The following is a 14498-nucleotide window of genomic DNA, read 5'->3' on the forward strand; positions in this document are numbered from 1 at the left end:
TGGCGTTGGAACGGGCGCCATCGCTGGTTTTCTTCCGCGCCGCTGATCTCCGGCACGCCTACGGGGCCGGATAGACACGGTTGGACGTGCCTTGCATGGACGAGGGCAGCTCGGGTCTGGCGCCGGCCTTATTCTCCCCCACTTTGTTGATCTGCGGGTTCGCCCAGCCGCCGCTGATGTGGTACCGGCGGCTGAAGGCCTTGGAGAATTCGTCGGCGAAGATGAGCTGCGCGGCCAGCGTGCCGATGCCCAGCACCGGATTGATGAAGGCCGCCGCCACCGAGGCCGAAGTGGCGTTGATGCGCGGAATCACCGTGACTTCGAGATCCTGGGTCTCGCGCGGCAGGTTGGCGCTGCCGGTCATCGAGGCCCGCAGCTGGGCGCCCCTGAGCTCGAAGTCCTTGGTGCTGGCCACGCCGTTCTCGATCGTGCCGGTGCCGGTGATCTCGTCGAACACCATGCCCTCGCCCGCCACGCCACGGAAATCGAACGTGGCCAGCCGCATCAGGCCCTGCAGGCTGAGCACGCCGAGCAGCTTGGCCGCGCCGGGGTCCACGCTGAGGATCTGGCCGTTCTCGAGCTTGAGATTCATGCGTCCGGACAGGGTGGGGTAGTCGATGGCCAGCGGCGAACCACGCCATGCTACCCGGCCTTCGAAGGTGCCATGGCCGTCGGCCAGCATATGTGGCAGGCCCATGCGTTCGAGCACCTGGCCGCCATTGCGCACCTCGAGCTTGAAGTCGAGCAGGGTGCGGCGCTCGGGGCTGGTGCCTTCGCGCAGCCGGCGCGGCATGCGCCAGCTGCCGCTGCCGGTGAAGGTGGCGCCGGGCTGCTCGATCACCAGGCGCTCGAGCGTCCACACCGGGTCGCCGCCGCTGTCGTTCGCGTGCGCCTTGACCTCCAGCTTGCCGAAGTCACGCCCATGCAGCTCGAAGTGGTCCGCCACCAGGTCCAGTGCCGGCAGCTCGCTGGCATTGCCCGACAGTGCATCCGCCATGTTGCCGGCATCGTTGCTGTCCGGGATGTTCAGCCGCGCAAGCCGTATCGTCAACGCTCCCGCCGGGGTGGTGGTGGCGTCGTTGCGCCAGCGCAGGCTCCCGGCGATCTGGCGTGAATCCAGCTGCGCGGCCCAGCCCGCGCCTTCGCGGGTGGCTTCCAGCGACACGTCGTTCAGCTCGCGGCCGAACGCCGTCAGCGTGCGCGCGCGGGCGGTGACGCGCTCGGGCGCGAAGGGCGAGGGCGCCGCACCGGCGCCGCTTGCCTTGCCTCGGTTCGTGCCGTCGTCCAGCAGGGCGCGCCAGGGGTCCAGGTCGAAGCGGCCGGTGCTGAGCGCGGCGGTCACGCCGCTGGCGGGTTGCGGCGCCGGCTGCTCGATGCCGATGCCGCCGGCCACCACTTCCGTGCTTTCGGCATTGCGCCGCAGCAGGTAGCGCGCATTGAGCGCATTGCCGTATTGCACCAGCAGCTCCTCGACACCGGCGCGCGCGGCGGCGGGGCGCAGTTCCACGCGCAGCGGCACGGCCTGGGCCGCGCTCTTGCCCAGCGGCGCCGGCAGCGCGAGCGACAGCCCGGCCAGTTCCGAGCTCACCATGATCTGCGGCTGGTGCTCGCGCACGCCGATCACGGCGCTGTAAGCGGTGCCGCCCTCGATCTTCGGCGCCAGCCCGGCCAGCGGCGAGCCCGCCAGCACTTCGCGGATGCCCGCCGCGCCGATGTTGCCATTGGCCGTCACGCGCACCGTGCCGTCGGGCTGGCTGCCCCCGCCGGCGCGGATCTCGCCGCCGAACAGGCGGGCGCGCAGGTCGTTGAGCTGGAAGCCGTGCTCATTGAAGGCGATGACGCCGGTGGCGCCCCCCAGTGGCGGCAACTGCGGGTTCAGCGTGACATCGTTGCCGGGCAGCCGGAACTGCCCGTCCACCTTGGTGGCATTCGCCTCGGTGAGCGGCAGGTCGAGCTTGAGGCGCAGCTCGCCATTGCCCTGGGCGCGCATCTCGCTGGTCACCTGGCCGGTCCAGTCGCGCACCGGGCTGGCGCCGACGAAGCGCAGGAAGCCCGACATGGGACCGGCGGCGCTGCCGTCGAGTATGAGGTGGCCGTGATCGCCCAGGTCGGCGATCCGCCCGTTGACGTCCTGCAGCGTGACGCCCTGCACACCTTGCACGCCAGCGCGCTGGGCCACGAAGGACATGCCACCGCGCTCGAACAGCACGCGCCCGCTGATGTCGGTGAAGTTCGGCCAGGCCTTGCCGCCGTTGCTGGCCGCGGCGGCGCTGCCGGGCGCCGCGCTCACATGGGGCGCAATCTGGTAGCTGACGCGCTGGATCGGCACCTCGACGCGAAAATCGCCGGCGCCTTCGTGCGGGCTGTGGAAGGGGAAATGCTCCAGGTCGCCCTTGACCAGGAACTTCACATCGCTGGCGTCGCCGGCGACGAGCGCGCCGGCCAGGTACTGGCGCGTCGCGGCGGGCAGGCCCAGGGGCAGGTAGCGCGGCACGCGGCTGACCTGGGCGCGGCTCAGTTCGCCGGAGAGATCGGCAATGCCGCCATGGCCGTCGCCGCCGGCTTGCCAGGTGCCGCGCACGACGCCCGCGGTATCCGCGTTGGCAAAGCGCACGCCCTCGGTGCGTACCGCCAGCTTGCCGTTGTCGCGGGTCCAGGTCACTTCGCCGGTGATCTGGTCGAACGCCACGCGCGGATCTTCGAACAGGCCGGGCAATATCAGCGCGGCGTTGCTGCCTTCGAGGCGCGCGCTGCCATGGCGGTCGTCAAAGCTGAAGCTGCCGGACAGCCGCGAGAAGCCGGGCACGCCCAGGCGCGGCTTGCCGTTTGCACTCACCGCGGGACTGGCCGGCTGGCCGCGGACCGAGACATTGCGCAGCGTGCCCTGCACATTGAAGTGGGTCTGGCCTTCGCGGCGGGTAAGCATGCCCGGGCGGTCGCGGTTCCAGCTGACCTCCAGGTTGTCGAGGTGGCCCGACGGCTGCAGCGCGCGCAGCTGGCGCGACAAGGCGGTATCGAGCGGCATCGAGGTGGCCAGCGCGCGCACCGTGTTGAGGTCGAAGGTCGGCGCCTTCAGCGTGAACTTGCGCAGCTTTCCCTTGTTGTCGGTGGCCCAGCCCACTATCACCTTGCGCATGCCTTCGCGCCAGGCGTTTTCGGTGGCGGGCGCGCTGGCTGACGGCCCGGTCGCCGCGCTGCTCGTCGCACCGGGCGGGGTTCCGGTCGCGCCGGCAACAGGAGGGGTTGCCGCCTGCGCTTGCCTGGCCGGCGGCACGGCCGGGCCTTCGGCTGGCTCGGGCTGCCACAGCAGGGTTTCGATCGTCAGCAGGTTATCGTGGTCACGGCCGGCCCGGTGCAGGACGAAGGCCTGCGCGCTGGCGAGCTTGAGCGGCTCGGGCGCGCCGGCCAGCTGCAGGTCCACGCCATCGGCGCGCAGGCGCGCCTGGCTGCGACTGATCTCGCCGCCGCGGAATTCAATGGTGCCGTCGGTGCTGAAGGTGCCGCGCGTCACCCGGTCGAAGATGGCGGTGTAGCGCTGCAGCACGGGCAGCTCGAGCTGGCCGAGGTCCCAGCTGGCCTGCCCGTGCCAGTTGTGCCAGTCGCCGGCGCGGCGCAGGTAGTCGTGGCGGAAGTCGGCTTGCATCACGAGCGGGCGCGGCGCCAGCGCGGCCGGCTGGGCTTCGAGCCGGATGACGTGGCGCGACCCGAGGCGCCTGGCGCTGAACTGGATATTGCCCACCTCGAGCTGCGGCAGCTTGTTCTTCTCGTCGAGCCAGCGCAGCCTGCCGTCGCTGAGTTCGATCTTGCCCTGCGCCAGCAGCCAGTCGAACAGCCGGTTGTCCTGCGGCTGCGCGCCGGTGGTGTCGACCGCCAGGCCGGCAACCTCCAGCTTGCCGTCGGCGGTGCGGTGCACGAGCAGATCGGTATGGCTGGCGGAAATCTGCTGGAACAGCAGGTCCATGCTGAACAGCGAGCGCCAGGAGAGCTTGCCGTCGAGCGCGCCGGCGGCCAGCAGGACGCGCTGCCCGGCGTCGACGGCCTTGACATCGCGGGCATGGAAGGCGGGATGCCAGCCGTCCCAGTAGGTATCGAGCTGGCCGATGCTCAGGCTGGCGGAGAGTGCGACCGAGCCGCGCTGCTCCAGCCAGGTGCGTGCCGCGGATGCCTGCGGCCACAGCACGAAGCGGATCAGCAGCCCGCCCAGCGCCGCCACCAGCAGCAGCGCCAGCGCCAGGCGCACCAGTACGCGGCCAAGCCCGCGCCACACGGGATGGCGCAGCACCGCCAGCACGCCGCGGCCGAGCGCGCGCACCAGCGCCAGCGCGCGGCGCGCGGCCTGCCGCGGGAAGGAGGGGCCGGCGGCCGTGTCTTGACCCGCCACGGCCGCGGCTGTGGCCGTGGCGGGGGGCTTGGCGGGTGGGGTGGCGCGGCTGGACATGCGCAGATTATCCGACAATACTAGGCGCTCTCCAATTCGGTGCCTGACCGGCCGTGCACGATGCGCGCACCGGCAAAAGGGGCCGGCTCACGCGCTTCCAAGTAACAGGAATGACTTCCACTGATCCGACGAGTTCCACGGCCGCGCCCACGCCCGACGCAAGCAATGCTGCCAGCGAGGCCGCCGCGGTCGGCGCCGGTGGCGAACATGCTCCCGGCAACACTTCCAGCGCCGCCAGGCAGGCCGTAGCCGACATGGCCACGGGGCCTTACGCCGTCGTGGCCGCCGCCGCACTCGTGCCGGTCGATTGCGCCGGCACGGCATTGTACTCGCCCGCCTATTCGCACTACACCCGCCGCATGGTGCAGGCCCGTCCGGAACTGGCGGAAATCGTCGCCGGCGCGAGCGCGCAGCCGCTCACGCGCGCCTGGATGGCGGCACGGCTGAAGGTGCTGCACGAGCCGTCGGCCGATGTGGAGGACGCCGTCAAGCGCGCGCTGCGCCGGCTGCGCGCCGAGGTGATGTGCGTGGTCATCGAGCGCGACCTGCGCGGCCTGTCCACGCTGGGCGAGGTCACCGGCGCCATGACGGACCTGGCCGAACTCGGCATCCAGTACGGCATGTCCGTGCTGGAGGCGGACATGGCGCCCACCTATGGCCGTCCGGTCGGCGAATCCAGCGGCGAGGTGCAGGAGCTGGTGGTGGTCGGCATGGGCAAGCTGGGTGGGCGCGAGCTCAATGTGTCGTCCGATATCGACCTGATCTTCCTCTACGACGAGGACGGCGACACGCGCGGCGGCCAGCGCAGCCTGTCCAACCATGAATACTTCATCCGCCTCGGCCGCCGCCTGATCAACTTGCTGGCCGAGGTCACCGCCGATGGCTATGTGTTTCGCGTCGACATGCGCCTGCGTCCCAACGGCGACGCCGGCCCGCTGGCGTGCAGCTTCGGCATGCTCGAGCAGTACCTGGTGGTGCAGGGGCGCGAATGGGAGCGCTATGCCTGGATCAAGGGGCGCGTGGTGTCGGCGCAGGACACGCCGCACGCCGGGCGCGCCGCGGCGCAGCTTGCCAGCCTGACCGGCCCCTTCGTCTTTCGCCGCTACCTGGACTACGGCGTGATTGCCGCCATCCGCTCGCTGCATGCGCAGATCCGCGCCGAGGCGGCCAAGCGCAGCGGCGGCCTCGCGGCGCCGGGCGGCGGGCAGCGCGTCAACCAGCGCGCCTTCAATATCAAGCTGGGCCGCGGCGGCATCCGCGAGATCGAGTTCATGGCCCAGGTATTCCAGCTGATCCGCGGCGGGCAGGATCCCGCGCTGCGCATACGGCCCACGCTGGAAGTGCTGGTGGTGGCGGTGGAGCATGGCCTGCTGCCGGCCGGCCAGGCCGAGCAGTTGGCCAACGCCTACCGCTTCCTGCGCCAGCTCGAGCACCGCCTGCAATACCGGGACGATGCGCAGACCCACCACCTGCCCACCACCGAGGAAGAGCAGCAGGCCGTGGCCGGCATGATGGGCTGCGCCGACTGGCCGGCCTTGCTGGAGCGGCTGGCTTCGCTGCAGGACCCGGTGGCGCAGCAGTTCGAGGCCACCTTCTCCGACCCCGACCAGGTCAACGAGCCGTGCGAGGCGCTGTGGCCCGCGCTGATCCAGGAGGAGCAGGACGAACCGCCATGCGAGCGCCTGGCCAAGGCCGGCTTCACCGATTGCACCGGCCTGCTCGACCGGCTGCGCGCGACCGGCGCGTCGCTGCGCTACCGCGCGCTGTCCGAGCAGAGCCGGGTGCGCTTCGACCTGCTGGTCAACCGGGCGCTGGACCTGGCCGCGCGCCAGAGCGATGCCGACAGCACCATCGCGCGCTTTGTCGATTTTCTCGAGGCCATCAGCCGGCGCGCATCCTATCTCTCGCTGCTGTCGGAGTATCCGCAAGCGATGGCGCGCGTGGCCGACACGCTGCACGCGTCGAGCTGGGCCGCGGCCTACCTGACGCGCCACCCGCAACTGCTCGACGAACTGCTCGACAGCGACGCGCTGGCGGGCGCGCAGGACTGGAAAGGATTCCGCGCCCGCCTGGCCGCGCGCCTCGACGCCGCCGACGGCCAGATCGAGGCGCAGATGGACATCCTGCGCCGCGAACACCATGCCGAGACCTTCCGCATCCTGCTGCAGGACCTGCAGGGCATGCTGACGGTGGAGCAGATCGCGGACCGCCTGTCCGACCTGGCCGACGCCATGCTCGAGGTCACGCTGCAGGCGGTATGGCGCCAGCTGGCCACGCGTCACCGCGAGCAGCCGCGCTTTGCCGTGATTGCCTACGGCAAGCTGGGCGGCAAGGAGCTCGGCTATGCGTCCGACCTGGACATCATCTTCCTCTACGAGGACGAACACGAGCGCGCGCCCGACATCTACACCGCCTACGCGCGCCGGCTGATCACCTGGCTGACCAGCCATACCGCGGCCGGCACGCTGTTCGACGTGGACACGCGCCTGCGGCCCAACGGCGAGGCGGGCCTGCTGGTGACGAGCTTCGAAGGCTTTCGCCGCTACCAGCAGCGCGAAGGCGACAACACCGCCTGGGTGTGGGAGCACCAGGCGCTCACGCGCGCGCGCTTCTGCGCGGGCGAGCCGGAGATCGGCGCGCATTTCGAGAGCCTGCGCGACGAAGTCCTGCGGCAGCCGCGCGACGCCGCCACGCTCGGCGGCGAGATCACCGCGATGCGGCGCAAGGTGGCGGACGGCCATCCCAACGCTGGCGGCCTGTTCGATCTCAAGCACGACCGCGGCGGCATGGTCGACATCGAGTTCACCGTGCAATACCTGGTGCTGCTGCACAGCCACGACCATCCCGAGCTGACGCGCAACGCCGGCAATATCGCGCTGCTGCGCACCGCGGGAGAGCTGGGCCTGATCGATGCCACGCTGGCGCGCGAGGTGGGCGATGCCTACCGCATCTTCCGCGCCCGCCAGCATCAGCTGCGCCTCGACGGGCACGACCAGGCGCGCGTGGCATCGGGCGACGTGGCGGCGCCGGTGGCGCACGTGCGCGCGCTGTGGCAGGCGGTCTTCGGCGAGCCGGCCGGAGCCGGCGGCAATTGACGCCGGCTCCGGCCGTCGCCGGGCACCGGCCGGGCGGGCAGGGCACGCCTGGCGTGCTGGCCGCCATCGCRGCCATTGCCGCCGTCGCCGCGCTCAGCGCGGCATTCACCTTCATCCCCTGGCTGCACGCCCACGGGCTTTACCTGCGCGATGCGGTGATGGGGCAGGGCGCCAGCGGGCAATGGTGGCGCCTGTTGACCGCAATGTGGGTCCATCTCGGCTGGCGCCACTGGCTGGCAGACCTGCTGGCGACAGCGGGCCTGCTGCTGCTGGTCGGGCGCGAGGCCCGCACGCTCGCCATGCTTGCCGTGCTGGTGGCCTGCGGCGTGGCGGTGCAACTGGTGCTCTGCCGGGTGCCTTCGGTGGGCTGGTACGGCGGGCTGTCCGGCGCGCTGCACGGGCTGGCGCTGTGGGGCGGCCTGCGCCTGCTACAGGGCGACGGCTGGTCGCGCGGCATCGGCGTGATGCTCTGCCTTGGCGTGCTGGTGAAGACCTGGCTGGAACAGTCGTGGCTGGCGCCGGTGGTATTCGATCCTCAATGGGGCTTCGGCGTGGTGCGCGTCTCGCATGCCGCCGGCGCGCTGGCCGGCCTGGCGCTGTGGCTGGCGCAGGAGTGGTGGCAGCGGCGGCGCGGCACGACGCCGGCCGCCTGACTCTTGCGCATGCGCCCGCCGTGCGGTCAGCGCGGCGAGGCCTGTCCGCGGCGGCGTGCGGCCCAGCCTGCCAGCAGGCCCAGGCCGCACAGCCCGAGCGCGAGCGGCCACGACAGCGCGCCGCCGCCACCGCCGCCCGAAGGCGTGCTGGTCGTGGGCGGGGGGCTCGCCGTGACCTGCGCGGCCGCGATCACCGCGGCATTGGCGTCGAGCAGGCCGGCGCCGCAAATACCGGTGTTGGCGGGCAGCGTGCAATAGGTGTTCGCGGGGTGCGGGCGCGCCGAGCTCTTCAGCGCGGCGAGGACCTGCGCGGGCGTCAATGCCGGGTTGACCGAGAGCATCAGCGCGGCCACGCCCGACACCAGCGGCGCGGCGAAGCTGGTGCCCTGGGAATTGGTCAGGACGTAGTTGCCCAGCGTGGTGGTGCCGTCATTGGATATGGTGCGGATGAACGACTGCGAGACCGTGCATGAGGCGACGCCGGTGTTGGGATTGGTGACCACCTTGGAGTTGCCGCATCCGCCGCCCGGCGCGCTCAGCGAGACCTTCGGCCCCACATTCGCATAGCTGGCGTTCTCGCCGTCGTTGACGTGCGCGGTGACGGCGACCACGCCGCTGCAGTCGGCCGGCGCTTCGACCGCGCCGGCGCTGTTGCCGGTGGCGGCGACCACGACCACGCCGTTGGCGGCGAGGTCGTTCACGGCCTGCTGCTCGACGCTGGAGCAGGTGCCGCCGCCCAGGCTGACGTTGATCACGCGCGCCGGCGTGGGGTTGTTGGCTATGTTCGGCACGGTCAGGCCGCCGGCCCAGCGCATGCCGTCGACAGTGTCGGACAGCAGCGCGCCGCAGCGCCCCGATACGCGCACCGGCTGGATGCGGGCGTTCCAGTCCACGCCGGCGATATCCTGCCCGTTGTTGGTGAGCGCGCCCAGCGTGCCGGCCACGCGGGTGCCGTGCCAGCTGTTGTTGGTGGCGGTAGTGGTCGGTGTGGAGGTGCCGGGGCAGGTGAAGCCGGCCGGTACGCCATCGCCCGAGTCGATGGCATTCGCGTCGCGGCCGTCGCCGTCGTTGGCGATGGCCGGGTCGGTAATGAAGTCAAAGCCCGGCACGATGCGGCTGGCGAGATCCGGGTGGGGTAGGTAGCCGGTATCGAGCACCGCGATCACCAGGTTGCTGCTGCCGCGGGTGCGGTCCCACGCGGGCGGCAGGTTGACGCCGCCCACGACCACGGCGGGCGTGTTGAGGTAGGGCTGGTTGAGGGCGAACTGGGGATCGTTGGGCGTGGTGTCGTGCAGGCGCAGCCAGCGGTCAGGCACCACCTCGGCGATGCGCGGGTCCTGCCGCAGGCGGGCCGCGGTGGCCTCGGGGTCGGCGGCGTCGGCGTCGCCGACGCTCAGCAGTTGCAGGCTGCCGCCCATCTGGCGCTTCACGGAGAGCGCCACGCCGGTGCTCTGGCGCACACTCAGCATGCGCTCGGATTGCGACCCGGTGGTGGCGCTGTCGCTGGCAGTGCCGGTGGCGGTGGCGCCATCGCGCCAGCGCACGATGAAGTTGCCGCTGTAGCGTGGCGCCGGGCGCGCCGCCGGGTCAGGGGCCGCGCCGGCGGTGACCGGTGCGCCAAGCCAGAGGCTGGCGCCCAGCGCCAGCAGCGCGGTGGCGCGCCGTGCCAGATGCGAGGTCCTGCCATTCCGATGCTGAAACGGTTGCTGCATGTCTGCCTCCTCCCGTTTGTCCGCGTCGGACCGACCGCGGCGGAGCACCCCGCCGGAGCACCCCGGAAACTACATTTGCGCGATTGCGCCGGAAACCTCGGTTACAGCGACAAAACTTCAAGATAGCTCAACGTCCGAGTGCCCGCATTCGACTACGGCAAGCTGACAATGGCATGAAACGCGCCGTCCGGCAGCGTCAGCCCGGCTGCATGTCGCGGCCGATGGGCTGGGTGCGGTTGGGCTTGAGCACGCGGTCGGGCTCGGCGGTCTCGATGCGCGGCGCGGTGCGCAGGGTGGCCACGGCCTGGTCGAGCGTGGCGTCGGCCGAGGCGGAGATCGCCGTGACGAGCCAGACGCCGCCCGACATGGGGCGCTTGACCACGAAGCGGATCGGCCCGGCGATGGATTCGAGCAGGCGCCCGGCGTCTTCGGAGGCGATCACCGGCGGCGCGGTGAAGCGCACCATGATGTCGCCCACGGCACGGTCGGCGCTGATGCTGTTGGCCGGCGGCGCGGACGGGCGCTGGGCCTGGCAGGCGCTCAGCGTGGCGAGCGCCAGCAGGGCCAGCGCGCCGCAGGCGGCGGTCAGGCGCAGCGGACGGGCCGGTTTGCGGGAGTGCGGCTGCTTGCCGAGGGACATGGAAGACTCCTGTGTGGTTACTGGGCCGGAGGACGGGCGCCGTCAGCTGGCGGCGCGGCGTGACCGGCGCGCTTCGCGGGCCGGGCCGGCGCTGCTGCGCGCGCCTTGCGCGAGCATTTCCTCGGCGTGCTGCATGGTGGTAGCGGTCACGGTGGACCCGCCGAGCATGCGGGCGGTCTCGACTACGCGGCCGGCGGCGTCGAGCGCGCGGATGCGGGAGCGGGTGACCGATCCCTGTGCGCCGCGCTCGCTGGTTTCCTTGCTGACCAGCAGATGGGCGCCGGCCTGCGCGGCCACCTGCGGCAGGTGGGTCACGCACAGCACCTGGCGCGCACGGCCCAGTTCCTGCAGGCGCCGGCCGACCACTTCGGCCACCGCGCCGCCGATGCCGGTGTCGACCTCGTCGAAGATCAGGGTCGGCGTGGGCGCGGCTTCGCTGGTGATGACGGAGATTGCCAGGCTGATGCGGGCCAGTTCGCCGCCGGAGGCCACCTTGGCCAGCGGGCGCGCGCTGACGCCGGCATGGCCCGCGACCAGGAACTCGACCTGCTCCAGGCCGTGGCTCTGGCCTTCCTCGAGCGGGTGCAGGGACACGGCGAAACTGCCGCCGGCCATCGACAGGCCCTGCATGGCTTCCGTTACGGCGGCGGAGAGTTTCTCGGCGGCCACCTTGCGGGCCGCGCCGAGGTGCTGGGCGATGGTCAGGTAGGCGGCGCGGGCGGCAGCCTCGCGCGCCATCACCTTGTTCAGGTCCTGGGCGGACTGCAGGTCGTCGAGCTGCTGGCGGCGGGCCTGCAGCTCGTCGGGCAGTTGCTCGGGCGGCAGGCGGTACTTGCGCGCGGTGGTGTGCAGCGCCTGCATGCGCGCCTCCACCACCTGCAGGCGCTCCGGGTCGAGATCGAGCCGGTCGACATAGCGGTTGAGCGAGTGCGCGGCTTCCTCGACCTGGACCTGGGCCGGGTCCAGCGCCGCCAGCACATCGCCCAGGGCCGGGTCGACGTCGGCCAGCTGGCGCAGGCGCTGCACCACGCTGTTGAGCGTGGAGAGCACCGAGCCGTCGGCTTCGGACAGCGCTTCCAGCGCGGCGCGGCTGCCTTCGATGAGGCCGGCGGCGTGGGAAAGACGGTTGTATTCGGCCTGGATGTCTTCCCATTCGCCGGCCTGCGGCGCGAGCTTCTCCAGCTCGCCGACCTGCCATTCGAGGCGCTCGCGCTCGAGCGCCATCTCGCGCGAATGGTGCTCGACTGTCTCGCGCTGGCGCACGCAGGCGCGCCACGAACGCCACGCCTCGGCGACCGCGCCGGCCTGCGCGGTGAGGCCGGCGTGGGCATCGAGCAGCAGGCGCTGGGCGTCCGGGCGCAGCAGCAACTGGTGGGCATGCTGGCCGTGGATGTCGACCAGGCGGTCGCCGATCTCGCGCAGCTGGCCCAGCGTAGCGGCGGCGCCGTTGATAAAGGCCTTGCCGCGTCCGCCGGCATCGACCGTGCGGCGCAGCAGCACCGTGCCGTCGTCGCCGGTCAGGTCATGCTCGGCCAGCCAGGCGTCGAGCCCGGGCGGCGTGGCGAAGGTGGCACTGATGCTGGCGCGGGCGGCGCCCTCGCGCACCACGCCGGCGTCGGCGCGCTCGCCCAGCACCAGCGCCAGCGCGTCGATCAGGATCGACTTGCCGGCGCCGGTCTCGCCGGTGAACACGGTAAAGCCCGGGGTAAAGTCGAGGTCGAGCGTGTCGACGATGACGAAATCGCGGATGGACAGGCTGCGCAGCATCGTGGGCGACGGGTCAGGGTCAGGTTGGGGGGCGGTCTGCGGGAGGCGCCGGCCGGCATGGTCGCGGTGGGCTGCGACCGCGCCGGATCAGAGCCGGTTGTCTTCGCTCGGGTACTCGTGCCAGTGCAGCTTCTTGCGCAGCGTGGCGTAATAGTTGTAGCCGAGCGGGTGCAGCAGGTGGACGGTCTTGGCCGAGCGCCGCACCACGATGCGGTCGCCGGGCAGCAGCGAGGTCAGCGACTGCATGTCGAAGTTGACGCTGGCGTCGCGCGCGGTGGCCACCTCGATCGACACCTCGGCGTCATGCGGCAGCACGATCGGGCGGTTGGACAGCGCGTGCGGGGCGATCGGCACCAGCACCAGGCCGGACAGCGTGGGGTGCAGGATCGGTCCGCCGGCGGATAGGGCGTAGGCCGTGGAGCCGGTCGGCGTGGACACGATCAGGCCGTCCGAACGCTGGTTGTACATGAAGTAGCCGTCCACCGAGACCGCCAGCTCCACCATGCCCGAGATGCCGGAGCGGTTGACCACCACGTCGTTGAAGGCCAGCGCGGAGAAGATCACGCCGTCGTCGCGCACCACCTGCGACTCCAGCAGCATGCGGGTCTCGGATTCATAACGTCCGGCCAGCATGTCGGGCAGCACCGAATGCACGTCTTCCAGCGGGATGTCGGTCATGAAGCCAAGGCGCCCGTGGTTGACGCCGATCAGCGGCACCTGAAAGCCGGCCAGCTGGCGCGCCAGGCCCAGCAAGGTACCGTCGCCGCCCAGCACCACGGCGACGTCGGCATGCTTGCCGATCTCGCCGGGTGGCAGGGCCGGGTAGTCGGTCAGGCCCGTGGCCAGCGCGGTTTCCCGCTCGAACACCACATCCTGGCCGTTCTTGAGGATGCAGGCGGCAAGCTCTTCCAGCGGGCCTTCGATGCCGGCGGTGGCGTACCTGCCGATCAGGGCGACGGTGCGAAAGGGCGCGCGAGCGGCGCCGGGCGTGGGGAGCGAAGACATGCCCGGATTAGACCATACCGCCGCGACCATTGTCAGCAAGGCGGCACGTCCGGGCGTGCGCGGGCGTGCACGAGCCGCCCGAACGGGTAAAACCTGCGTAAAATCGGGTGCATCATGGATGAACGTGCGAAAACGCTTCTCAAGACCCTGATCGAGCGCTATATCGCCGAGGGGCAACCCGTGGGTTCGCGGACCTTGTCGAAGTACTCCGGTCTCGATCTGTCCCCGGCCACCATCCGCAATGTGATGTCGGACCTGGAGGAAATGGGGTTCATCACCAGTCCGCACACGTCGGCGGGGCGTATCCCGACCCCGCGCGGCTACCGGCTGTTCGTCGATACCATGCTGACCGCCCAGCCGCTGGACAGCGCGCTCAACCTGGCGGAGCTGACCGGCAAGATCCTGGGCCAGTTGCGCGGGCAGCAGCTCGGGCCGCAGCGGATGATCACGTCGGCGGCGCATACCTTGTCCAATCTGTCGCATTTCGCCGGCGTGGTGATGACCCCGCGGCGCGCGCAGGCGTTTCGCCAGGTCGAGTTCATGCGGCTGTCGGACAAGCGCATCCTGCTGATCATCGTCACCCCCGAGGGAGACGTGCAGAACCGCATCATCCAGACCGAGCTGCCGTACACGGCGTCGCAACTGGTCGAGGCCGCGAATTTCATCAACTCGCACTACGCCGGCATGAGCTTCGACAATGTGCGCGACCACCTGCGCGGGGAATTGCAGGCCTTGCGCATGGATATGTCGCAGCTGATGCAGGCGGCGGTGGAAGCGGGCAGCAGCGCCATGGCGGAGGAAGAAGACAATCATGTCTTCATTTCCGGCGAGCGCAAGCTGCTCGAGGTGGAGGACCTGTCCTCCAGCATGGAAAAGCTGCGCCGGCTGTTCGACGTGTTCGAGCACAAGACCGGCCTGCTCAAGCTGCTCGACGTCTCCAGCCACGCCCAGGGCGTGCAGATCTTCATCGGCGGCGAGAGCAAGCTGGTGCCGCTGGAAGACATGGCGGTCATCACGGCGCCCTACGAGGTCGACGGCCAGATCGTCGGCACGCTGGGGGTGATCGGGCCCACCCGCATGGCCTACGAACGGGTGATCCCGATCGTCGACATCACCGCGAGGCTATTGTCCAGCGCGCTGAGCCAGAACTAGTGCTGGCCAGGGCCGGTCTCACCGACTGCCTGTTCC

At 70.9% G+C, this 14498-nt stretch carries 8 protein-coding genes; 3 read left to right on the top strand and 5 right to left on the bottom strand.

The window, feature by feature from the left end:
- Nucleotides 1–58 precede the first annotated feature (58 nt).
- Nucleotides 59–4438 carry a YhdP family protein gene (locus AB4Z48_RS24515; RefSeq protein ID WP_441618750.1) on the bottom strand — a complete coding sequence of 1460 codons (4380 nt, stop codon included), beginning with the start codon at nucleotides 4436–4438 and terminating at the stop codon, nucleotides 59–61.
- Between the two features lie 254 nt (nucleotides 4439–4692).
- On the opposite strand from AB4Z48_RS24515, the gene glnE reads away from it, so the two are divergent.
- Nucleotides 4693–7533 (top strand): bifunctional [glutamate--ammonia ligase]-adenylyl-L-tyrosine phosphorylase/[glutamate--ammonia-ligase] adenylyltransferase, encoded by a 2841-nt coding sequence (glnE, locus tag AB4Z48_RS24520; RefSeq protein ID WP_441618928.1) that lies wholly within the window; start codon nucleotides 4693–4695, stop codon nucleotides 7531–7533.
- Nucleotides 7530–8186 carry a rhombosortase gene (gene rrtA, locus AB4Z48_RS24525; protein ID WP_441618752.1) on the top strand — a complete coding sequence of 219 codons (657 nt, stop codon included), beginning with the start codon at nucleotides 7530–7532 and terminating at the stop codon, nucleotides 8184–8186. Before glnE ends, rrtA begins: the two co-directional genes overlap by 4 nt.
- A gap of 26 nt (nucleotides 8187–8212) precedes the next feature.
- Here the strand turns inward: rrtA and AB4Z48_RS24530 are convergent, their stop codons facing one another.
- From AB4Z48_RS24530 to AB4Z48_RS24545, 4 genes are all read right to left on the bottom strand, one after another.
- On the bottom strand, nucleotides 8213–9898 hold the full coding sequence (locus tag AB4Z48_RS24530; RefSeq protein ID WP_441618754.1) for a S8 family peptidase: 1686 nt from the start codon (nucleotides 9896–9898) through the stop codon (nucleotides 8213–8215).
- 196 nt (nucleotides 9899–10094) lie between these two features.
- Nucleotides 10095–10538 (bottom strand): hypothetical protein, encoded by a 444-nt coding sequence (locus tag AB4Z48_RS24535; protein WP_441618755.1) that lies wholly within the window; start codon nucleotides 10536–10538, stop codon nucleotides 10095–10097.
- Nucleotides 10539–10580: 42 nt separating this feature from the next.
- The gene (gene recN, locus AB4Z48_RS24540) at nucleotides 10581–12305 is read right to left on the bottom strand and encodes a DNA repair protein RecN (protein WP_441618757.1); all 1725 of its coding nucleotides are present in this window, start codon (nucleotides 12303–12305) and stop codon (nucleotides 10581–10583) included.
- An 87-nt stretch (nucleotides 12306–12392) separates the two neighbouring features.
- Nucleotides 12393–13310: an NAD kinase gene (locus tag AB4Z48_RS24545; RefSeq protein WP_441618759.1), complete on the bottom strand. Its 918-nt coding sequence runs from the start codon at nucleotides 13308–13310 to the stop codon at nucleotides 12393–12395.
- 114 nt (nucleotides 13311–13424) lie between these two features.
- Here AB4Z48_RS24545 and hrcA point away from each other — a divergent pair, with 114 nt between their 5' ends.
- Nucleotides 13425–14462: a heat-inducible transcriptional repressor HrcA gene (hrcA, locus tag AB4Z48_RS24550; protein WP_441618761.1), complete on the top strand. Its 1038-nt coding sequence runs from the start codon at nucleotides 13425–13427 to the stop codon at nucleotides 14460–14462.
- Nucleotides 14463–14498 lie beyond the last annotated feature (36 nt).

This window comes from Cupriavidus sp. 2TAF22 (assembly GCF_052115045.1).
Taxonomy (GTDB): Bacteria; Pseudomonadota; Gammaproteobacteria; order Burkholderiales; family Burkholderiaceae; genus Cupriavidus.

Bases quoted from the DNA above. Each gene is read 5' to 3' on its own strand.
- hrcA (WP_441618761.1), top strand. From the start codon at position 13,425: ATGGATGAACGTGCGAAAACGCTTCTCAAGACCCTGATCGAGCGCTAT.
- AB4Z48_RS24515 (WP_441618750.1), bottom strand. From the start codon at position 4,438: ATGTCCAGCCGCGCCACCCCACCCGCCAAGCCCCCCGCCACGGCCACA.
- AB4Z48_RS24535 (WP_441618755.1), bottom strand. From the start codon at position 10,538: ATGTCCCTCGGCAAGCAGCCGCACTCCCGCAAACCGGCCCGTCCGCTG.
- recN (WP_441618757.1), bottom strand. From the start codon at position 12,305: ATGCTGCGCAGCCTGTCCATCCGCGATTTCGTCATCGTCGACACGCTC.
- AB4Z48_RS24545 (WP_441618759.1), bottom strand. From the start codon at position 13,310: ATGTCTTCGCTCCCCACGCCCGGCGCCGCTCGCGCGCCCTTTCGCACC.
- AB4Z48_RS24530 (WP_441618754.1), bottom strand. From the start codon at position 9,898: ATGCAGCAACCGTTTCAGCATCGGAATGGCAGGACCTCGCATCTGGCA.
- glnE (WP_441618928.1), top strand. From the start codon at position 4,693: ATGGCCACGGGGCCTTACGCCGTCGTGGCCGCCGCCGCACTCGTGCCG.